This window comes from Advenella kashmirensis WT001 (assembly GCF_000219915.2).
GTDB lineage: Bacteria > Pseudomonadota > Gammaproteobacteria > Burkholderiales > Burkholderiaceae_B > Advenella > Advenella kashmirensis.
Window position 1 is genome coordinate 1,362,316 of sequence record NC_017964.1, and the last position, 21,623, is coordinate 1,383,938.

Below are 21,623 nucleotides of genomic sequence, written 5' to 3' on the forward strand. Positions count from 1 at the left end.
GGCCAGCCAGATTTGACAAGGCAGTGGCGAATAAACAGGAATAAAAAAGCAGCATGCGGTAGTGGATGCTGGCTTTTGTCTGGCCTGATGTTTCTTGAGGATGCTGTGTGACTACAGCATCCTTTTTTGCTGCTTAGTAGAACGCCTGCAGGCCGGTTTGTGCACGGCCCAGAATCAGGGCGTGTACATCATGCGTGCCTTCGTAGGTATTGACCACTTCCAGATTCACCAGATGACGGGCGACGCCAAATTCGTCTGAAATACCATTGCCGCCCAGCATGTCGCGCGCCATACGGGCAATATCCAGCGATTTGCCGCAGGAATTGCGTTTCATGATGGATGTAATCTCAACGGCGGCAGTGCCTTCATCTTTCATGCGACCCAGGCGCAGGCAGCCCTGCAGGCCAAGTGTAATTTCGGTCTGCATGTCGGCCAGTTTTTTCTGAATCAGTTGGTTCTGCGCCAGCGGGCGACCAAACTGCTTACGATCCATTGTGTATTGACGGGCTGTGTGCCAGCAGGCTTCGGCGGCGCCAGAGCGCCCAGGCGATGCCGTAACGGGCAGAGTTCAGGCAGGTGAAAGGACCGCGCAAACCGCTGACGCCCGGCAGCATCTGTTCATCAGATACTTGCACGTCGTCCATCACGATTTCCCCTGTGATAGAGGCACGCAGGCCGACCTTGCCGTGGATGGCTGGTGCAGACAGGCCTTTCATGCCTTTTTCCAGAATGAAGCCACGGATTTTTCCATCAAAATCGCCGCCGACACAACGTGCCCATACGACAAATACATCAGCGATCGGAGAGTTGGTAATCCACATTTTGTTGCCACTCAGGCTGTAGCCGCTGTCGATTTTTTTGCACGGGTTTCCATGCCATCCGGGTCAGAGCCATGATTGGGTTCGGTCAGGCCGAAACATCCGATCCATTGGCCAGAGGCCAGTTTTGGCAGATACTTGGATTTTTGTTCTTCGCTGCCAAATTCATTGATCGGCACCATGACCAGCGAAGACTGAACACTCATCATGGAACGGTAGCCCGAGTCAATGCGCTCCACTTCGCGCGCGATCAGCCCGTAGGCGACGTAGTTCAGACCACCGCCGCCGTATTGTTCGGGAATGGTAGGACCCAGCAGGCCCAGTTCACCCATTTCGCTGAAAATGGCAGGATCGGTTTTCTCGTGGCGAAATGCTTCCAACACACGGGGCGCCAATTTGTCCTGGCAGTATGCCGCAGCGGCATCGCGGATCATGCGTTCTTCGTCGGTCAACTGTGCATTGAGCAACAGGGGATCGTCCCAGTGAAATGAGGGGTTAGAGGACATGTATGGCTCCTGTCTGTATTGATGAAATATGGTTTCGGATGGTAAGGGCTGATTTGATCGCCAGACCGTCAGCGTCATCTTGATGATTGCATTGTATGTGTTAAATTATCAATATTCAATTGATAAAAATGCACAATGTCGTGCGCTGTATTCAGATTGTTTCATACGGGAGAGTGCTATGCGTAAAGGTATTCCCAGCCTGGGCGCATTACAGGCGTTCGAGGCCTGCGCTCGTCTGGGCTCGTTTTCCAGGGCTGCCGAAGAATTGTCGCTAACCCACAGTGCGGTATTTCGGCAGGTTGAAGGGCTTGAAGCCCGATTGGGCGTCACGCTGTTTAACCGCGTGCGCCGGCGCATATCGCTCACGACACAGGCGCGGAATACGCTGCGCGCATTCGCCACCATCTGGAGCAACTGCAAAAGGATACGTTTGTGCTGATGAGCCGCTCGGGCCTGGGACGCAGTCTGCATATTGCAACGCTGCCCACCCTGGCCACCACCTGGCTGATTCCCCGGCTGGCCGATTTCCAGCGCCATTGGCCGGACGTGCAGATCAGCCTGTCGGTGCGCACCCATCCGTTCCAGTTTACCGATGTGCCGGTGGATGGCGCCATCTATCACGCGGCACACCCCTGGCCAAACACCCAAAGCGTCATGCTGTTTCGTGAACAGGAATTGGTGCCGGTGTGCTCTTCGCAATTGCTGGCCCGCGCAAAGGCAAAAGGGGCGGGTGCATTGGCGCAACTGACGCATTTGCACATGATGACGCGGCCCGATGCCTGGCCCAGTTGGTATGAACATAACGCCGTGCCATTTACGCCCCTGGTGCTGGGCGGGCCCCGTTATGAGCTGTTTACCATGCTGCTGGCGGCCGTAGATGCCGGGCTGGGTGTGGCGCTGGTGCCGGCTTTTGTTGCCCGAGAACACATTAAAAGCGGTCGTTATGTTATGCCGGTAACGGCGACGCTACCGGTGGAAACCGCTTATTACTTTGGTTATCCAAAAGCCGAGACCTACCCCGAGGCGCTGACCCTGTTTGAATCCTGGCTGAAGGCGCAGACAATACGCTAAACCTGACGCAGGCTTCACGCGCGATTGCAGTCATGACGCAGTGACATTCCGGATCAAACTCCGGTAGCAGCAACCAAAGAAAAAAGCAGAATAACGCTGCTGCGCTGAAGGGCAGTGCGGACGGTAAAAGGGCCCGACCGAAGCCGGGCCCTGCCTGATAAGGAGGATACGATGAATAGAATCGTATTACAACTTATCCTGATCGGTATAGTGCTGATGCTGCTGGTGTACAGCATGCCAGCTTACTGATCAGGGACCGGCGAGTATACGGCTCGCCGGTTTCAGGTTTTAATTTACTCAACTGTATTTCTTTTGTCAATGTCGTACTTTCCGAGGGTCGGTTGGTGAGGTTATGGCTTACGCGAAGTACACAGCATCGCCGGCCGCATTCGATGCGTTCGAAGCGAGTGGGTCTCAGTTGGCAGTGAACCTCAGCCATTACGTTCGCAGCTCAGATCGCTTATTGATACGAGAAGGTAATGGTGGAAATAGCGCGGACGGTGCCCGGTTGGACCGCGCCGGTCCGGATATACCGTGCTCGGAATGAAATCGTCGTGTCGGTCGCCATTGTATTGTATGTATTGTCGGGACCAGCCTGCCACTGATTGGTGTTGTTTTTGACGCGTGAATCCGGGCCGAAGCGGCAGGGCGAGCCGTTGCTGCAGTTGCTGGCGCTGAAAGAGCGCGACGTTTGCAACAACTGCACACCCACCCCTTTTGCTGAGCCAGTATTGGTGAGCGTGTCGCTTGTGTTCGAGGTGCTGTTGGCGTCTGTGAGGGTGGCAAATACGGTAGAGCCGGGATCGCAATGCAGCGAAAACCGGGCTTCATTGCCCCCCTCATGGGTGCTGCCAATTTGCTTGAACTTAACCATAGGGACGTCCGGCAGCTTGATGCTCTGGGTTGCTGTGCTGGTCAATCGGCAGCTGGACGCGATCGTGCTTATGCTGAAGTTGAGGTTGGCATGGGCGGGACCGCGCAGCACCAATCTGGTCTGGTTGTGTACTATATGGAAGCTGACCAGCTTGTCTATCAAAAACGTTTGGGCACTGAAGGTGCGAATCGGACTGTGGTCGATTTTGATAAAGGTGATGCGTATACTCAGGCTCATCGTGCAGCAAATTCCTGCGGCGCCCGCAGGAATCTGATAAGTGGTTTTACGGCCGGCTTGTATAGAGGGTGGCACAAGCTCACTATTAATGGGTAGCCAGATGGAGGACGCGGGATCCTTGACGTCCAATACATAGCCTATGGAGGGTAGTCCGGGAATTTGAAATATGCTATGCGGCTGGCCGTGAACAGTGGCTGTGCGTCCGGGTATCTGGGGTGCATCCGACCAGGCTTCCGCACGAGGCCACCAGGGAACCTGCCAACTTAGAACGTTTAGCTGGGTGACTTCAATCGGATTGGTACCCAGCATAAATACGATGGGCTGGTCGATGGCTTGCTGATTGACCGACTCCGATAGCGTATAGGTGCCCAGGTTGATGGGAGCGAAATCTGCGCGACTGTACGCAGACCACAGTATGAGACTGGCAAAGATACCTATTTTCATCATGGTGCGTATCAAAGACGGCACATATTGTTTTGCGATTAACGGATATAGATTCACTGACATTGGATCTTCACCTTTACCAATTGGTCGCTTGACTGCTTGCCGGAGAGGACTGCCTGTTCCAGCGTGTAGGGCGCCTTGCAGCGGGCTCTGGCGCCAGCGCCCCAGCGCAACAGCAGTAACCCTGTCGGTTTTGGACCACGCACAAATACATACCCCTGCTGGGCTACAAACCCCAACGTATTGCCTTGTTCATCGAGCACATCCGTGCCCAGCGGCGGGAACGCGTCATCGGCCAGTGTGATCTGAAATAGCACGCCGGCACCGGTTCTTGTTTTTAGTTCGACCAGCATGGCGTTGTTCGCGCGCGGTATGACCTGATAGCTGGTTGCATCGAAATCCACATTCCTGCGAGCGCCTTGCGGGTCAATGCCTACGGAGTTGAGTTGATATGGATTGAGATAGGGAACCACTGCGAGCCCGTCGGCATCGAGCCGGGCGTTTGCGCCGGACGCGACACTCGCGCCTTCTGCGCCCGGCGCTGAAATAATGGCAAACGTGTGACCGACCTGCTCTGAGAAGGAAATACCTTTGGGATGAATAATCGCTGCCCCCGAGGCGGAAACACCAACCTGGCGGTAGCCCTTGCCGATTCCGGCATTGGCGCTTAACAGCCCATAAGATGACCGATAGCTGCCGCTGATATTGCCGCTGGTGGTGTCTGAGTCATGGCTGGCGGACAGTGCATAGGAATAGGCGTTGTTGTTGCCCATAGAACCCGCCAGCATTGACGAGACGTAAGCGCCGTTACTGGTTCGACTTCCTGCCTGTGTTGTGAGCGTATGACTACCTGTCTTGCCAATGGGAATAGAAAAGCTGAGAAAGACATTGTTGCTGCTTTTGGCAGTGTAGACATCACGTGAACGACTGAAAGACAGGGTGTAGGAAATGTTCCTGTAGCTGTTGCTATAGCCGGCCTGCACGGTCGTGTCCCGCCCGCGACGATTCCAGTAATCGCTGATATAGGCGGTAAGGTAGGCGCTGCCCCAACGGCCTGAAAACGGCTGATTCACCGCGAGTTGCAGCTGGTTTTTTAGCCGATCCGTCAGAAACCAGGTACCGCCTGTCAATATATCCTGGTTATCCTGTAAAGCGGTATTCAGGATTGAATAGTATCCATCTGAGGCGTAACGGGTAGCCGTCAATGCAATATTGCTTTTTGTGGAAGCCACAAAATTGCTATAGGTGGCGCGCCAGGTGATGCCCGACCGGTTTTCGCCAAAGTGTGGTGTGCTCCTGGAGGAAATCATATCCAGACCAAACGCGCCCAGTGATGTGTTGAATGCGCCGCCAAGTAGCACGGAGCGAAAACGCTCGCTTGCATTGAAACCGGCGTTCACGGTTAACCAGTTGGTCACGCCATATTGCATAGATGCCTGCAACACCCTGTTTTTCAATGTTGTCTGCCCGAATTTGAGTCGGCCGGCTGCGATTTGATATTGCAGATTTCCAGGTCTCAGCAATCGCGACAATGTGTTGAATGGCACCGTGAAAGTTTGTGCAGATCCGTCCGCTTCGGTGACGGTCACGTGCAGATCACCGCCATAACTGGACGGATAAAGATCGGTGATTTCAAAAGGACCGGGAGGGACGGTGGTCTCGTATATGAGATTCGTATTCTGCCTGATGGTGACGAGCGCATTGGTTTGTGCGATGCCGCGCACTGCAGGGGCGTACCCTTTTGTGGATTCAGGCAGCATCCGGTCATCGGAGAACAGTTGTACGCCACGTAATGATAGGTTGTCGAAAAGAGCGCCGTTTGTGGTGAAATCACCCACCATGATCTGGCTCTTCAGAAACGGGATATCTCGTTGCAGATAATTTGCATAGGCGCGATATCGGCTGCCGCCATCGTCATTATATGAATTTATCCTGCCCCAATTGAGGGAACCCTGGTGGCGATAATGCCAGTTGCCCAGATTGACGCCACCATTCAGATTAAGAAACCGAGAACTTGTTTTACCCCAGCCCCACGTCGTGGTTTGATAAAAATTGTAATCGTAATTCAGAAACACGGTTGGAACCCCGGTCTGCCAGTTATCAGGCTGATATAACCACGTGGTCGCTGCCTGACATAGATCTGGGCAATGTTCACATCCAGTCGAAAATCGTCAAGGCGATAATTGATCGTGGCCTGCGGGATCGCTGCGGCGGCAGACATACAGTGCTGATCAGCGTCCCCTATCTTGCTGTACGACAGGCGGGTGGTGTCAAGATCAAGTATACGCAGTACTGCGTCGTTCATGCACAGGGCGGTTTTGCCGTTCGGCGTCTGTTCGCGAAAACGCAGGCGCGTTTTGCCCTTCCATATATTGTTGACATAAATATCCGATTCGTACTCGCCGGGAGGTACCGAATTTCGATGCGTAAACCGGGAGATGTCGAGCTCGTGCCGAGCAGTGCCCCGCAGAAATACCGCGTCAAATTCAACCTTCTGCTGGCTGGCTGCAGGGCGTTCGACAAATGAAAAGAGCACACTGATGAGGACGGTGTATGTAAAGGGCGTGGGTAAATAGCGGCGCATGATGTCGCAACGGATTTATCTTTTTCTTCCAGAAATAGTGGTGCGGGTAGTGCCGCCGTAATCATTGATGTAGGTAATATCCAGCATTGCATCGGCCAGGAGGCTGACGCGAATGCGCAGGTTCGTGCTGGAAAATGGGGGAACCATGGCAGAGATCTGCGTTGGTGTTGTTGCCGTTTTTGGGCTCGTACTTATGCCATTCAATGAAAAGTAGTATGGGCCAGGATTGTGAATAACCAGTTCCCCGCGGGAACTGGTTGTCCACTTCAATTTGCCTGCCGCTTCGCTCACGGTCTGGCCCAGGTCTTCGGGGCGGGCAAATATTTTGATGCGCGTCCGCACCGCCATTTGCAGATAATTACCGGTGTTTTCGGAGGGTTTGGGTGGAATGTCCAGCACATTGAGCCAGAAGACCGATTCCCGGTCTTTCGGCAGCCCGGCATCCGTCAGAGCAAGACGCAATGTTTGTCCGGCTTGCGGTTCCATGCGAAATACCGGGGGTGTGACTAAAAAGGGTGCTTTGCTTTCGTTAGGCGTTGTATTGCCGGCTCCGTCATCGGCCCAGGCCTGCACCAATGACGGTTGCGAACCGTCATTGAGCAGCCTGACAGTGACGCTTGTTGATGACAGAGGATAAATGACCCGCGTGCCGGTAATAACCACAGATGCATTGCTCTGAGCCATCCAAAGCAGCGGGACCATGAGAAAAAAAACGCGGATACCTGCCAGCGTCATGTTGCCTTACCCTTTATCAATAGAGAAAACAAATCGTCTACAGCAATCAGTTGTAAACGATGGTGTAGTTGACAGTGGAGGTTACTTCACCGGCAGTTGCGGCAGCAGTGGCAAAGTACTGCGCATAATAATCCAGGCTTACCTCCGTACCGTTCACAGGTGCTGACGTTGAGGATTGAGCGCTGGCGCTGTTTTGGGAAAGATCAATCGGCTGGTGATTGTTATTGAGCAGCTGGACTTCCACGTTGCCTGCTGCATTATTGGTGCTGGTATTTATGAGTCGGCTGCCTACAATGGTGTTGCCGGGTTCAAAGTAGGCCAGTACATTGCCATTTCCTGGATTGCAGTTTTGCAGTTTGATTGTAAAGAGTGTGGCGCCCGCTGTTTGGTTGGCTGCGTTCAGAGATGCCGTACCTACTTCGGGTAAGCGCACGCTGAGTTGTTCAGTCCCGGTTTTGACCTGGCAGGTCTGATCAGTCACTTTGCCGGTTATATTGATGGTGCCGTCAAATGCGAAAACCGATGAGCATCCGACGATTGCTGCGACAGCGAGGAATAATTTCTGAAATTTCATGACAACTCCAATATAAGTGTGTTGAGCCAAAGTTGGTTTTGCGGTGAAACATCGCTAATTTAGAGAATGCATAAAAGTATGTAAATACGACTAAATGTTAAAAAAAGCAAACGAGTGAAAAGTTAATCTGCATCATGTAAGCACATGGGTACGTATGTTAAGGCACGAGATGCCGAGTTGAATTTCAGAGAATATTTACGAATTTTGCATTTATCTATTTGTGTTTATAAGGAAATTTTTTTTTTTCTAAATACAGGGGTTGTTCGGATTCGGTACGTGGGAGGCAAGGTAAAGGGTGATGGTAGGGAGATTGATAGATCGAGAACTTTTTAAAAATTGCCGAACCTTTTGATTAGAATGTTCCAATGGCTTTTTATCTTCTTTTTGCCGTTTTCAAAAAAACAACATTGCTAGAGAAATGTATCCTGTATACAAAATAATATAATTTAAAAAAGGATTTCATTTCCCGCTGTTCGTGCGCACGCAAGGTGCGTGCTGGCGCAGTCAATAGTCAGTGGCCAATAACCAGCGGTATTAACCAGCGGTATTAATCAGCGGTATTAATCAGCGTAGTTTTCGGTAATGACGCAGTGACATTCCGGATCAAACCCCGGTAGCAGCGACCAAAGAAAAAAGCAGAATAACGCTGCTGTGTTGATGGGCAGCGCAGACAGTAAAAGGGCCCGACCGAAGCCGGGCCCTGCCTGATAAGGAGGATACGATGAATAGAATCGTATTACAACTTATCCTGATCGGTATAGTGCTGATGCTGCTGGTGTACAGCACGTCAGCTTACTGATCAGGGACCGGTGGGATTCCTCCCCACCGGTTTCAGGTTTTAATTTACTTAAGTGTATTTCTTTTGTCAATGTCGTACTTTCCGAAGGCTCGTGTTGAGCAACATAGCAAGATCGTCGCTGGGTTTGCGAAGGTGACATTAACCCAATGGTGATTTTCGATCAGCACCACGAGGTAGCAAACACAGGAAAATGCGAAAAATTGCTGTCTAGTCATCTTGCCGGGCGAAGTGCTGGAAAGTGCAATCCCCGATAAAGTGTTCCCGCCTCCGAAATTTTTACAGCAACGTTACGCCAGGAGCCAGGGCGAAAAGTGGAATGTCTGCTGCTAAGCGTTTGCCTGCAAAAGGCGGACGTCAGTTCAAGCTTTTCCACAAAGCCGGACTTGCATCTCGGATTCGGTGGCTGCGAACAGATGGTGACCTATGCGGTTGGTTTCGCTCACGAAATCCCGTAGCGCCTTACTGCTGGCACTGTAGGCTGAAATGTCACCGAGGATCACCAGGCGTGCAAGATAATTTTGCATCTTCTGAAAGAAGTGCCCCGCTTGTTGATTGCTGAGTTGGAAGAACAAAGGGGTAAAGCGAGCAGCCGGCACAACGATGACGTCGATCTCCTGGCCGTAGGTTTCGCCTATGAGGTCCAGCGCATCCTGTTCGCTCGATAATGCAGGTCCCTCAGCGGCAGCAAAGTACACATTAAGATTACCTAAGCGTTCTATTCTCATGGCGATCTACCCTTCGTAAATTTCGGTATGTCAAATGACCTGCGACTGTTCAGGTTCCTGTTGAACGAATTCCCGCCAAATGGCCACTTTCAGGCTATAGCAGTTTGTCCAAGCAGTCAAACCAGCGGATGGAAAGGCTTGGAGGCAATGGTTCTTGTCGCACTCGCTGCCCATGGCCGCGACATCTACGCGCCCAATCGGCGCCTCATCCAGTTGTCTCTCGGTTTACGAATGTGGAGATAACGCAATGATATATTCGATCAAGAGCACGCGGTGGCGATCAAAGAAAAAAGCAGAATAACGCTGCTGCACTGAAGGGCAGTGCTGACGGTAAAAGGGCCCGACCAAAGCCGGGCCCTGCCTGATAAGGAGGATACGATGAACAGAATCGTATTACAACTTATCCTGATCGGTATAGTGCTGATGCTGCTGGTGTACAGCATGCCAGCTTACTGATCAGGGACCGGTGGGCTCACCCCCACCGGTTTCAGGTTTTAATTTACTCAACAGCACTTTTTTTGTCAATATCGTGTTTTCCGAAGTGCAATCCAGCAAGCATCGGGATCTCACAATATAGCCGCCAGGCCCGATCCTAGCGGAAAATCACCGTGCGGTGGTTATTGAGCAGGATGCGATGTTCAACGTGATATTTGACGGCGCGCGACAAGACCAGAGATTCAATATCGCTGCCGACCCGGGTAAGCTCATTGGCCGACATGGTGTGGTCTACCTGCTCGATATCCTGGGCAATAATAGGGCCTTCGTCCAGATCGGCGGTGACATAGTGTGCCGTGGCGCCGATGATTTTTACGCCGCGCGTATGGGCCTGATGGTACGGCCTGGCGCCTTTGAAGCTGGGCAGAAAACTATGGTGGATATTGATTGCCCGACCTTCCAGTGCACGACAGAACTGATCCGACAGGATCTGCATATATCGGGCCAGTACCACAACATCGGCCTTGTGGTTTTCTACCAGCGCCAGTACCTGCTTTTCCTGTTCCGCTTTGGTGTCCGGCGTTACAGGCAGGTAATGGAAGGGAATGCCGTAGCCGGTGGCCAGCCTTTCATAGTCGCGGTGATTCGAGACGACGGCAACAATTTCAATCGGCAGCGAGCCGCTGTTGGCGCGAAACAGCAGGTCATTCAAACAATGGCCCTGCTTGCTGACCATGATCAGCACGCGCGCTTTCTTGCGGGCGTCATGCAGCTTCCAGGTCATATTGAATTTTTCTCCCAGGGGAATAAATTTCAGGCGGATGTCGTCATGGTTGATGGCACTGTCTACGCTGAAATGTACGCGCAGGAAAAAACGCTGGGTTTCTTCGTCCCCGTATTGCTGTGAGTCAATAATGTTGCCGTCCATTTCAAGTAGCAGGCCGGAAATGGCATGCACTATGCCAGTACGGTCTGGGCAGGAAACGGTGAGGATGTAATCGTTTTGCATATTCGTTCGCGCGTCGGTAGCGGGTTAGAGGGTCAGCGGGACGCCAGGGCCTGGGCGGTTGCCGTGGCAATCGCCAGGGCTGCTGTCAGGCCGGGAGATTCAATGCCGAACAGATTGACCAGACCCGGTACGCCATGATTGCCCGGGCCGGAAATCACAAAATCGCCCGCCGCAGATGAGGCTGGCACGATTTTGGGGCGAATGCCGGCATAGCCCGGCTCCAGGGCATTGTCGGGCAGGCCCGGCCACCAACTGCGAATGGCTTGATCAAAAGCGGCGGCGTGATCCGGGTTAACCAGATAGTTTTCGTCCTCAATCCACTCGGTATCGGGGCCGAATTTTGCCTGGCCGCCCATATCCAGGGTCAGATGCACGCCAAGGCCTGCGCTATTGGGCATGGGATAGATAAGATGAGAGAACGGTGCGCGGCGGTTCAGCGTGAAATAGCTGCCCTTGCAGTAATACTCGCCCGGAATATGTGCCGGGTCAAGTCCGCCAATGTTACGCGCCAGTGTAGGGGCATGCAGGCCGGATGCATTAATGAGTGTGCGGCAGCGTAAGGTCATGGCTTCGTCCCCGCCGAAATGGCAGGTGAAGGCGCCGTCGGCATCAATATTCGCATGCAGCATGGGCGTGCGCAGTATGACCTGGGCGCCGGCGTTTTCGGCATCGCCCTGCAGGGCCAGCATATAGGCGTGACTATCGATAATGCCGGTTGATGGAGACAATACAGCGGCGGCACAATCGAGCTCGGGTTCCAGCGTGCGCGTCTGCTCGGCAGTCAGCCACTGCAGATCTTCTACGCCGTTGGCCTTGCCCTGGGCGGCGATTTTTTCCAGATATGGAATCTGGCTGTCGGACGTCGCGACCAGCAGCTTGCCCAGGCGCTTGTATGGGATATGGCGCGCATCACAATAGGTGTAAAGCTGTTTTTTGCCTTCGACACAAAGCCGCGCCTTCAGGCTGCCTTCAGGATAATATAACCCGGCATGAATCACTTCGGAGTTGCGTGAGCTGGTGCCCATGCCAATGGCTTCTTCAGCTTCCAGCACCAGCACTTCAGTTCCCGAACAGGCCAGTTCGCGGGCTATGGCAAGCCCGACGACACCGGCGCCGATGACGATGCATTCAATATCAATACTCATTATGTTTCTGTTAAGGTAGGGGTCAGATCAAAACTGCCCGCATGATAGACCAGGGGCAGCGAATCGGTATGGTGGCACCGCTCTACCTCGCCGATCAGGATCATATGATCCCCTTCGTGGTAGTGATTGCGGTTGTAGCATTCGAACCAGGCCGAGCAGTAGCGATCATCCAGCTTGGGAACCTGTTCATCTGTGGTGCCAGGCCTCCAGAGTATGTCGCGGAAACGTTCTTGCGGACTGCCGGCGGAAAACTGGCGGGCCAGCGTCAGTTGCTCGGCGTTCAATATGTGGATGTTGTAGCGCGTGATCTGCTCAAAGGCTTCCCGGTTGGAAGAGGATTTGATCAGGCTCCAGAGCACAAGTGGCGGGTTTAGCGAGACTGAATTGAACGAGCTGACGGTCAATCCGATAGGATGGCCGTTTTGCGGATGCGTGGCCGTCACGATGGTGACGCCGGTCGCAAAGCGGCCCAGCGCAGACTTGAAATCGCGTGAGTCAAAATCCGGAGCCTGTGCGCTCATTATGTCGATACCTTATTTCTTGGCTTTGTGATCATGTCAGGGAGACAGGCGAACCATGGACCAGCTGGCGTCTTCACTGCGCGTATAACGCAGCCGGTCATGCAGCCGCGATGGGCGACCCTGCCAGAACTCGATCATTTCCGGAACCACGACATAGCCTCCCCAATGAGGCGGTTTCGGGACGGTGTCGCCAAATTTCTCCCTGAAATCCTCTGCGCGTTCTTCCAGTTCTTCGCGGGTAATAATCTGGCTTTGCTTGGATGCCCAGGCGCCAATGCGAGAGCCTAGCGGACGGCTGACAAAGTAGTCGGTCGATTCGGCTTCGGGCAGTTGCCGTGCGATCCGTTGATATGCACCTGGCGTTCCAGTCCCAGCCAGACGAACAGCAGGCTGACCGCCGGATTGCCGGCAATATCGCGGCCCTTGCCCGATTCGTAATTGGTAAAAAAGGTGAAGCCTTCGGCCGTGAGGTCCTTGAGCAGCACCGTACGGGAGGAAGGTCTGTGGCGCGCGTCGACGGTGGACAGCACCATGGCATTGGGTTCCTTGATGCCGCCGGCGACAGCGTCGTTGAACCAGTGTTTGAATTGTTTGATCGGGTCGGGATCGACCTGGGATTCCAGAAGCACGTTCTGTTCGTAGTTCTGGCGTAAATCTGCGAGCGTCATAATTACTTCTTCAGGGAAAATACCTAAAGGAATAGTGTACTGCACTTGGGCGGATTTCCCCGGCAAATCCCGGTCGTCGGCAGCAGATTGGTCCAGTCAGGTGGCTGGCTTTACCGGGTATGTTTTCTTGAGCGTATCTGCCAGTTTGAACAGCGCGTGATCCTGGATGTTGGCGTCCGACAGGGCATGCGCGGTTTCAATTACATACTCAGGGCAGGGGCCGTTCTGGCCTGTGGCGTTCAGGATGATCTGCAGGGTTTCCTCGAAGGTCAGGTCCTTGGCGTAAGCGTGATTTTCCCGATCCATGATAAAAGCCAGGGCGCGCACCGTCCCTTGTTCAGTTTCGCAGTGGGTCCAGGTCGGAATATAGGCGCCCGAGACCATTTCGCGTTTCCACAAGGCGCGAAACTCCTGTTCCAGCGCATCGGGGCGCAGTTTGAAGACTTTGCCTTCGCATTTTCCGCCTTCGTCCAGGCCGAATACCAGCCAGGGCGTTCCGGCGTTCCGCGGTTGACGCTGGACCACAGGCACAGCGCACGATGGTAACCATGAAGGGTGGCTAGACGGCATTCCTGGAATTCGAATTCAGGACGCCAGATGAGGGAACCGTAACCAAAAACCCATACATTGTCCGGATCGGTACCGGCCAGGTTCTGTTGCATGGAGTGTTCGACTTCTTCGTCGGTCCACAGACGGAACTGACGGATATGGTCGAGTGCTTTTTGTAAGGGATTCCTGATTAGTTCAGCCACGGAAATGAACTTCTTTGAATGTGCATTAAAATATTACAGGAGTCCGGAGCGCAGATGAAGCCAGACCAGCCGGACGCCGGCGGTTAAATCTCTGTAACAAGTTTAGTATAGGTCAGATTCGATTGGAATGGATACAACTATTAACGATAAGCAAAGACGTTTCAGCGGTTTACAGCGCCTGTATGGTGACGGCGCAACAGCGCGTCTGGAGCAGGCCCATGTCATGGTTGCGGGAATTGGCGGCGTGGGCTCATGGACAGCAGAGGCCCTGGCGCGTTCCGGCGTGGGCGAACTGACGCTGATCGATCTGGACCACATTGCCGAGTCCAATGTGAACCGGCAAATTCATGCACTGTCGGCTACGCTGGGCCAGGCCAAGATTGCGGCCATGGCCGATCGCATTGCCGGCATCAATCCCGATTGCCGCGTGAATCTGGTGGACGATTTTCTGGGGCCCGATAATGTGGACATGCTGCTGCAGGCGCGACCCGTAAGCGTTCTGGTAGATGCCACCGATCAGGTGGCGGCCAAAATCGCCATGGTGCTGGCCAGCCAGCGTGAGCAGATCCCATTTATCATGTGTGGTGGTGCGGGGGGCAAGCTGGACGCGCTCACGCTGACCGCGGGTGATTTGTCCACGGCGCGCAATGACGCGTTGCTGGGCCGTATCCGGCAGCAGTTGCGCAAGCATCATGGGTTTGCCAAGGGCGCTGACCGCCACGGCAAAGCTTTGCGCAAGGCGCCTACCATGCGCGTTTTTGCGCTCTGGTTCGATCAGCCGGCCATTTTGCCCCAATCATGGACGGCGCCGGAAGAGGGTGGCGGCCCCCAAGGGTTGTCCTGCGCAGGCTATGGCTCTGCGGTAACGGTAACCGCCGCAATGGGTATGGCAGCGGCTGGCGAGGCGATTCGCAGAATCCTGGCCTGATCCCGCAAGCATTGGCCGAGAAAAGACATTTTTACAATTAATTACCCGGGTAATATTACAATTATTTTTATACCCGGGTAATATTTGAATTGTACTTATCAAGCCAATTAAAGGAGTTCCAACAATGACTGAAAACCCGGAACAAACCTACACCGTATTTCATGGATATCGCAAGCTCGCTTCCGGTACGTTGCCCCAGGTCGCGGCAGCATACCAGGCCGCCCTGAAAACAACCTCAACCAGCGCGGTGTTGATATTCGACGATGTCACCGGCCGTTCAACCGACATTGACCTGCGGTTACTGGATGCAGTAGCGCCAAACGATCAACAGGACGGCCTTGACCCACAGGCAACAACATTGCGAACGGATAGCGGGGCAGCAGGGCGACTAGCCCGGATATGACGGACGCCACCAATTCGTCATCGCATCGTACCGTGTTGACGCAGGCACCGCAGGAGAGCGAGGATCGGACTGTGCGACGGCGCGGCCGACCGAAGCTGGGAGTGATCTCCCGGGAGGTGACGTTGCTGCCCAGACATTGGGAATGGCTGGCCGCCCAGCCAGGGGGAGCATCAGTCGCGTTGCGTAAGCTGGTGGAGTCGGCCCGGCTCAGCAACACGGACCGCGATAGCCGGCGCAAAGCCCAGGAACGGGCCTATCATTTCATGCTGGCGCTGGGCGGTGATCTACCTGGCTACGAAGAAGCTACCCGGGCGCTATTTGCCGATGACGCTGAGGCACTGAAAACACATATCGCTGGCTGGCCGAACGATGTGCGCACGCATGCGCTGAAGCTGGCCACTGACGCCTGAGGGCGGCCACGATAGTCAATTGCGCTGCCCCTCTTTCGGTACCCGAGCGCACGCATTGCCCTTGGGATCTTTGCCGCAAGTGGCAATTGCGCGGCGGCACCGCAGTTTCTGCGCGTGGCAGTTTGCGGTGCAGGCGGCGCCCGATTTACACCTCAATCACGATGCCAGGGCCGGCGTTACTTCAGACGTGCGTGCCAGGAACTCGTCAAGGACAAGGCCGGTATGGGAGACGGATTTTTTCGCAATAATGTCCTGCACCGATCCGACGGCGACAACCTGTCCGCCGCCGTTGCCGCCTTCCGGTCCCATATCGACAATCCAGTCGGCCTCGGCCATGATGTCCAGATTGTGTTCAATGACCACAACCGTATTGCCCGCTGCAACCAGCCGGTGCAGCACCACGATCAACTTCTCGACATCGGCCATGGATAGCCCGACGGTGGGCTCATCCAGCACGTACAGGGTATGTGGCCGGCTAGAGGCCCTGCCGGTTTTGATGACGCCTTCATCAAGCCGTGCCTTGACCAGTTCTGATACCAGTTTGATCCGCTGGGCTTCACCGCCGGACAGTGTAGGGGAAGGCTGCCCCAGCGTGAGGTATCCCAAACCGACATCCTGCAATAGTTGCAGCGCACGCTTGACTCGAGGGTGCGCAGCGAAATAGGGGATAGCGTCGTCCACTTCCATTTTCAGCACTTCGCCCACATTTTTTTCTCGCAGGCGGATGGCCAGCGTATCCGGATTGAAGCGGTTGCCATTACATGCTTCGCATGGAACTTTGATGTCGGGCAAAAAGCTCATTTCAATGGTGCGCATGCCCTGGCCCTCGCAAATCGGGCAGCGGCCATCGCCCGTATTGAACGAGAAACGGGAAGTGCTCCAGCCGCGAATCTTCGCATCGCGCGTTTCCGCAAACTGACGTCGTACATCATCCCAGAAGCCGATATAGGTTGCCGGGCACGAACGCGGCGTTTTGCCGATAGGCGTCTGGTCCACCTCAAGTACGCGGTCCAGGCTTTCCCAGCCAGTGATATCGTCACAACCACGCCATGGCGCCGGTGTTTTGGTGCCGATCACACCCTTAAGATTATCCAGCAGGACGTCGCGCGCCAGCGAGGATTTGCCGGAGCCGGAGACCCCGGTAATCACGCTGAGGCGGCCCTTGGGTATGCGAACATTCACGTGCCGCAGATTATGCAAATGGGCGCGATGGATCTCAATATAATCAGTATCGGCATCGGTGGGCTGGCCGGGCCTTAACGGGTGAGCCATGGGGTGCGCCAGGTAGCGACCAGTAAGCGAGTGCGGGTTATTGACAATATCGTCGTAGGTGCCCTGGGCGACCACGGTGCCGCCACGCACGCCTGCACCGGGTCCCATATCGATAATATGTTCGGCGCGGCGAATGGTGTCGTCGTCATGCTCCACCACCACCAGTGTATTGCCATTGCCTTCCAGGCGTGACAGCGCATTGAGCAGAATTCGGTTATCGCGTGGATGCAGGCCGATTGTCGGCTCGTCCAGAATGTAGCAGACGCCCTGAAGGTTCGAACCCAGCTGGGCTGCCAGGCGGATGCGCTGCGCTTCACCGCCGGAGAGCGTGGGCGCTGATCGATCCAGGCCCAGATAACCCAGCCCCACCTCTTCCATGAAGGACAGACGACTTTTTATTTCACTCAGGATATCGCGGGCAATCTCGGCGTCGCGACCTTTCAGAATCAGGCCGGCAAAGAAAGTATGCGCCTCGCTGACCGGCAGCGCCGCCAGATCGGCGATGCTGCGGTCTTTCCAGCGCACGGCCAGCGCATTGCGATTCAGGCGCTGGCCGTGGCAGGCAGGGCAGGCGGCAAGTTCATGTTCTTCGTCGCCGGACAGATTTTTCCAGGCGTCTTCTTCGCCGCTTTGTTCTTCATCGAACCCGCTGAGCTTGACGCCAGTGCCGAAGCAGGAATGGCACCAGCCATGCTTGGAGTTATAGGAAAACAGGCGGGGATCGGGTTCGGGGAAACTGGTTCCGCAGCTTGGGCAGGCGCGCTTGGTGGAAAAGTGCTGCTGCTCCAGTTCACTGGCGTGCAACGGGTTTGCCGGATCCAGATCCAGAATGATGCTCATGGTGCCGTGGCCGGTTTCCAGTGCGCTGTGCAGGGCCTGCTTCAGGCTGGATTCTGCTGCCGGAGTAATGACCAGATCGGCCACCGGCAATTCGATGGTGTGTTCCTTGTAGCGGTCCAGTCGCGGCCAAGGTTTGACCGGGACAAAGTCACCGTCTACACGCAGATGGGTATAGCCTTTGCCTTCAGCCCATTTGGCCAGATCAGTGTAGTAACCCTTGCGAGCCGTAACCAGCGGCGCCAGAACGCCAATATGCCGGCCTTTGCACGCGCTCATGATACGGGCAAAAATCTGTTCCTGCGATTGCGGTTCACCGGCACCTGGCAGTCGGGGCAATATTGCGTTCCGAGTTTGACGTAAAGCAGCCGCAGAAAATGGTGGGCTTCGGTCATGGTGCCGACCGTGGATTTTCGGCCACCGCGACTGGTACGCTGCTCGATTGCCACTGTGGGCGGGATGCCGTAAATGGCGTCAACATCCGGCTTGCCGGCCGGCTGAACTACCGCGCGCGCATATGCGTTGAGCGATTCCAGGTAGCGGCGCTGCCCTTCATTGAAGAGGATATCGAAAGCCAGCGTGGATTTTCCTGACCCCGACACGCCGGTGATGACCGTAAAGGTATTATGCGGAATATGAACGTTGACGCCTTTGAGGTTATGTTCCTTGGCGTTCAGGATGTCGATCTGCGAGGGCGTTTCGCGCCGCGTAACAGCCAGCGCCGTGCTGCCTGCATAAGCCACCTCGGGCTCCTGCAGTGTAAGCGGCGCGCTGGCGATGATATTGGATTCGTATTCGCGCAAAGCCACACCGGTGTGCGAGTGGGCAATGTCCATGACGGTGTCGGGCGTGCCTTCGGCGATAACCCGACCACCGCCCACGCCGCCTTCAGGGCCGAGATCAATCAGCCAGTCGGCCGCGCGGATTACATCCAGATTGTGTTCAATGACCAGCAGTGAGTGGCCGGCGCCCAGCAGCTTGCGGAATGCGCCCATGAGCCGGGCGACATCATCGAAATGCAGGCCGGTGGTGGGTTCGTCAAACAGGAACAGGCTGCCTTTTTTGGCGACCTTTGCCGAGGAAATGCCGCTGCGCGCTGCTTCGGCCAGATGTCCGGCAAGTTTCAGGCGCTGCGCCTCGCCGCCCGACAGGGTGGGTACGGGCTGGCCGAGCTTGAGGTACTCCAGTCCCACGTCAATGAGCGGTGAAAGGCTTGTTTGTACGTCGCGCAGACCTTTGAAAAACGTCAGTGCTTCATTGACGGTCATATCCAGCACCTCATCAATAGAGGCGCTGTTGCCCAGGTGTTCAACACGGATTTCCAGAATCTCAGGGCGGAAACGCTTGCCGTCGCAATCGGGACAGCGAATGTACACATCGGACAGGAACTGCATTTCCACATGCTCGAAGCCGGTGCCGCCACACGTGGGGCAGCGTCCATCGCCGCTGTTGAAGCTGAAAGTGCCCGGGGTATAGCCACGCTCGCGCGCCGCCGGCGCTTGTGAGAACAACTTGCGAATGGCATCGAAGGCACCGACGTAGCTGGCCGGATTCGATCTGGCGGTTTTACCGATAGGACTTTGATCGACCATCACGACGCCGGCGATTTGTTCGGCGCCAAGCAGACGGGTAAAGGGGCCGGGTGCTTCAGTCGGGCGACCGAAATGCTTGAGCAGCGCCGGGTAGAGCACATCCTGAACCAGGGTGGATTTGCCTGAACCCGAGACGCCGGTCAGGCACACCAGGCGGCCCAGCGGAAAGGCAGCGTCAACGTCCTGCAGGTTATTGGCGCTGACGCCTTCGATGATCAGCTTGGGGGTATTGGGTTGCACCGGCATTGGGCGTGGCGCTTCGACGCGCAACTGACCGCTTAAGTAGCGACCGGTAAGCGAGCTGCCTTCGCGCAGGCGCTGCGGGGTGCCGTCAAAGACAATCTGACCGCCCCGTTCGCCCGGCCCGGGGCCGATATCCAGAATACGGTCGGCCGCAACCATGACCTGCGGATCATGTTCGACCACCACCAGCGTATTGCCGGCATCGCGCAAACGATGCAACACCTGGACAATCCGGTGCATGTCGCGCGGATGCAGGCCAATGGACGGCTCATCCAGAACAAATAGCGTGTTGACCAGGGAAGTGCCCAGTGCGGTGGTCAGGTTGATGCGTTGGACCTCGCCGCCAGACAGGGTGCGACTTTGCCGGTCCAGGCTGAGGTAACCCAGGCCTACGTTGCACAGAAAGTCCAGCCGGCTGCGGATTTCCTGGAGTACCAGATCCATGGCGCTATCCATGAATACGGAGAGCGCCAGCGTGGCAAAAAATTCCCGCACCTGTGTGATAGGCAGGCGCATCAGGTCATGAATGCCAAGGCCGTCCAGCGCGTTAAGTGCCGGGACAGACCACTTCGCATGCACTGGCATGAAACGGGTATAAGTGCCCATGATGTTGTCGCCGACCGGCGCATCGCCAAGCCGCCACAGCGTGGCGTCGGGTTTGAGGCGCGAACCATGGCAGGCCGGGCAGGGGGTGTAGCTGCGGTATTTGGACAGCAAAACGCGCACATGCATCTTGTACGACTTGGTCTCAAGCCAGTCAAAAAAACGCTGTACGCCATACCACTGATGCTTCCAGGCCGATGGGCCGCCTTTCCACTCGGGGTCGCCATACAGCACCCAGTGCTGTTCAGCGTCATTGAGCTGTTTCCATGGCGTATCGGTGCGGATGCCGGCCTTTTTGGCGTATTGCATCATTTCCGTCTGGCATTCACTATAGCTGGGCGTCTGCCAGGGCTTGATGGCGCCGTCCTGCAGTGTTTTGGTTTCGTCCGGGATGACCAGGCCGAAGTCGATGCCCATGGCGCGACCAAAGCCCCGGCAGGTTTCGCACGCGCCCAGGGGAGAATTAAAGGAAAACGTACTGGGCAGCGGTGATGAATAGGTAATATCGCAGTTGGCGCAGTGCAACTGCTCGCTGAACTTCCATGATTGCAGCGGATTACTGTCGTTGTCGACAGCGTATACCGTGCACATGCCCGTTCCGTAGCGCAGGCAGGCTTCCAGCCCTTCGATGACCCGCGACTTTTCGGTGGTTGAAAAACGGAAGCGGTCCTGCACCACATGCAGGACACGGCTGATTTCCACTTTTTGCGACTTGCCGCGTCCTTTGGGCGTCACTGTTGCGCTGCGTTCCTCTTCGGCGTGAACCCGGGTATAGCCTTGTTGTTCAAGATATTGCCGGACTTCTTCCTCGCTGTAGTTGCCGGGAACGACCACGGGAAAGGTGAGGATCAGGCGGGGATCGCCCAGGGCCGGCGTGGTCGTCGCGAGAAATTCATAAATGGTGTCCGGGTTGTCCTTGCGCACCTCAGTTGCACATTGGCGGCAGTACAGCCTGGCTGCGCGGGCGAACAGCAATTTGATGTGATCGTTCAGCTCGGTCATGGTACCGACCGAACTGCGCGAATTGCGCACCGGATTGGTCTGGTCGATGGCAATGGCCGGCAGAATGCCTTCGATACGGTCGGCCTGAGGCTTGTCCATGCGGTCCAGAAATTGACGCGCATAGGGGGAGAAGGTTTCCACGTACTTGCGCTGGCCTTCTGCATAAAGGGTATCAAAGGCGAGCGAGCTTTTGCCTGAGCCTGATACCCCGGTAATCACCACGAATTCGCCGGTATTGAATGTGACATCGAGATTTTTAAGATTGTTTTGTCTGGCGCCGAATATCCGGATCTGCGAACTCATGAAGTGCTCCGAAAGACCCCCTTTTCTGAGTGGGGTGCGATGAGGATGAAGATGATTCTTACTGTATAAATAAACAGTTATAATATTGTCGCATAATAATTGAATTTTGACACGGCGCAGCACCAAAATTCTG

Annotated in this window: 10 protein-coding genes and 6 pseudogenes; 3 read left to right on the plus strand and 13 right to left on the minus strand. The window is 55.2% G+C overall.

Features of this window, described 5'->3' with window-relative positions:
* Window positions 1-133: 133 nt before the first annotated feature.
* A pseudogene (locus TKWG_RS06445) lies at window positions 134-1,324 on the minus strand (acyl-CoA dehydrogenase).
* A 178-nt stretch (window positions 1,325-1,502) separates the two neighbouring features.
* Here TKWG_RS06445 and TKWG_RS06450 point away from each other — a divergent pair.
* Window positions 1,503-2,395: pseudogene (locus tag TKWG_RS06450) on the plus strand (LysR substrate-binding domain-containing protein).
* A gap of 460 nt (window positions 2,396-2,855) precedes the next feature.
* On the opposite strand, the gene TKWG_RS21245 reads toward TKWG_RS06450, so the two are convergent.
* From TKWG_RS21245 to TKWG_RS06500, 11 genes and pseudogenes are all read right to left on the minus strand, one after another.
* Window positions 2,856-4,013, minus strand: a complete 1,158-nt coding sequence (locus TKWG_RS21245) for a fimbrial protein (protein WP_014750078.1) — start codon at window positions 4,011-4,013, stop codon at window positions 2,856-2,858.
* Complete coding sequence (locus TKWG_RS06460) at window positions 4,004-6,025, minus strand: fimbria/pilus outer membrane usher protein (RefSeq protein ID WP_014750079.1); 2,022 nt, start codon at window positions 6,023-6,025, stop codon at window positions 4,004-4,006. Before TKWG_RS06460 ends, TKWG_RS21245 begins: the two co-directional genes overlap by 10 nt.
* A complete protein-coding gene (locus tag TKWG_RS21250) occupies window positions 6,016-6,534 on the minus strand; it encodes a FimD/PapC N-terminal domain-containing protein (protein ID WP_014750080.1) in 519 nt (172 codons plus the stop codon). Before TKWG_RS21250 ends, TKWG_RS06460 begins: the two co-directional genes overlap by 10 nt.
* A 15-nt stretch (window positions 6,535-6,549) precedes the next feature.
* Window positions 6,550-7,269 carry a fimbrial biogenesis chaperone gene (locus tag TKWG_RS06465; protein WP_014750081.1) on the minus strand — a complete coding sequence of 240 codons (720 nt, stop codon included), beginning with the start codon at window positions 7,267-7,269 and terminating at the stop codon, window positions 6,550-6,552.
* Between the two features lie 46 nt (window positions 7,270-7,315).
* Window positions 7,316-7,843, minus strand: coding sequence for a fimbrial protein (locus TKWG_RS06470; protein WP_014750082.1), 528 nt, complete (start codon window positions 7,841-7,843; stop codon window positions 7,316-7,318).
* A gap of 1,158 nt (window positions 7,844-9,001) precedes the next feature.
* Window positions 9,002-9,367, minus strand: coding sequence for a DUF4180 domain-containing protein (locus TKWG_RS06475; protein WP_014750083.1), 366 nt, complete (start codon window positions 9,365-9,367; stop codon window positions 9,002-9,004).
* A gap of 592 nt (window positions 9,368-9,959) precedes the next feature.
* Complete coding sequence (gene purU, locus TKWG_RS06480) at window positions 9,960-10,811, minus strand: formyltetrahydrofolate deformylase (protein ID WP_014750084.1); 852 nt, start codon at window positions 10,809-10,811, stop codon at window positions 9,960-9,962.
* Between the two features lie 32 nt (window positions 10,812-10,843).
* Complete coding sequence (locus TKWG_RS06485; protein ID WP_014750085.1) at window positions 10,844-11,956, minus strand: NAD(P)/FAD-dependent oxidoreductase; 1,113 nt, start codon at window positions 11,954-11,956, stop codon at window positions 10,844-10,846.
* On the minus strand, window positions 11,956-12,477 hold the full coding sequence (locus tag TKWG_RS06490; RefSeq protein WP_014750086.1) for a flavin reductase family protein: 522 nt from the start codon (window positions 12,475-12,477) through the stop codon (window positions 11,956-11,958). Before TKWG_RS06490 ends, TKWG_RS06485 begins: the two co-directional genes overlap by 1 nt.
* A 36-nt stretch (window positions 12,478-12,513) precedes the next feature.
* Window positions 12,514-13,148, minus strand: a pseudogene (gene pdxH, locus TKWG_RS06495) (pyridoxamine 5'-phosphate oxidase).
* A 93-nt stretch (window positions 13,149-13,241) separates the two neighbouring features.
* Window positions 13,242-13,807 (minus strand): annotated as a pseudogene (locus tag TKWG_RS06500) (gamma-glutamylcyclotransferase).
* A gap of 217 nt (window positions 13,808-14,024) precedes the next feature.
* On the opposite strand from TKWG_RS06500, the gene TKWG_RS06505 reads away from it, so the two are divergent.
* Together TKWG_RS06505 and TKWG_RS26945 are read left to right on the plus strand one after the other, a co-directional pair.
* Window positions 14,025-14,825, plus strand: coding sequence for a tRNA threonylcarbamoyladenosine dehydratase (locus tag TKWG_RS06505; RefSeq protein WP_014750090.1), 801 nt, complete (start codon window positions 14,025-14,027; stop codon window positions 14,823-14,825).
* A 124-nt stretch (window positions 14,826-14,949) separates the two neighbouring features.
* Window positions 14,950-15,638, plus strand: a pseudogene (locus TKWG_RS26945) (DUF2239 family protein).
* A gap of 156 nt (window positions 15,639-15,794) precedes the next feature.
* On the opposite strand, the pseudogene uvrA reads toward TKWG_RS26945, so the two are convergent.
* Window positions 15,795-21,490, minus strand: a pseudogene (gene uvrA / locus TKWG_RS06520) (excinuclease ABC subunit UvrA).
* Between the last annotated feature and the right edge of the window lie 133 nt (window positions 21,491-21,623).